Consider the following 562-nt stretch of genomic DNA (forward strand, 5'->3'; position numbering starts at 1 on the left):
GATTCGGGGGCGCTCATCCCGGGCCATGGCGGCGTCATGGATCGTGTCGACGGGCTTGTCGCAGCGGCATTCGCCCTGTACGTCATCGGCTGGATTTCGGCGAACGCCGATCATCCGGCGCAGGGGCTGTTTCCCGTTTGAGTGGTGTCATTTCAGGTCCTTTGCGCGGTGCGCCTTGGATTCGCCCGGATTGGTGTCACAGTCGCGGCGCAGTCTGCGCCGTGGAAGAATTTGAGGGTTTGTCTTGAACGAGATTCTTCACGCGCTTTTCAGCACAGAAGGCTTTGTCCTCGGTACGCTGGTGCCATTCCTCTTCGTGCTGACCGTGGTCGTGTTCGTCCACGAAATGGGCCATTACCTTGTCGGGCGCTGGTGCGGCATCGGCGTCAGGGCCTTCTCGATCGGCTTCGGCCCGGAACTCTTCGGCTTCAACGACAGCCACGGCACGCGCTGGAAACTGTGTGCGATCCCGCTTGGCGGCTATGTAAAATTCGTCGGCGACATGAACGCCACATCGAGCCAGCCCACGTCGGAAGAAATTGAAACGCTGACCGAGGACGCG

2 protein-coding genes are annotated in these 562 nt (G+C 60.7%); both read left to right on the forward strand.

Going from position 1 to position 562, the window contains the following annotated elements; all coding sequences use genetic code 11:
• The coding region (locus EOC93_RS33670; RefSeq protein ID WP_164759404.1) for a phosphatidate cytidylyltransferase at positions 1–141 on the forward strand (141 nt) is incomplete at its 5' end.
• A 103-nt stretch (positions 142–244) separates the two neighbouring features.
• On the forward strand, positions 245–562 hold a 318-nt coding region (locus EOC93_RS33675; RefSeq protein ID WP_206532310.1), incomplete at its 3' end, for a site-2 protease family protein.

This window comes from Mesorhizobium sp. M6A.T.Ce.TU.002.03.1.1, assembly GCF_003997275.1.
Taxonomy (GTDB): Bacteria; Pseudomonadota; Alphaproteobacteria; order Rhizobiales; family Rhizobiaceae; genus Mesorhizobium; species Mesorhizobium mediterraneum.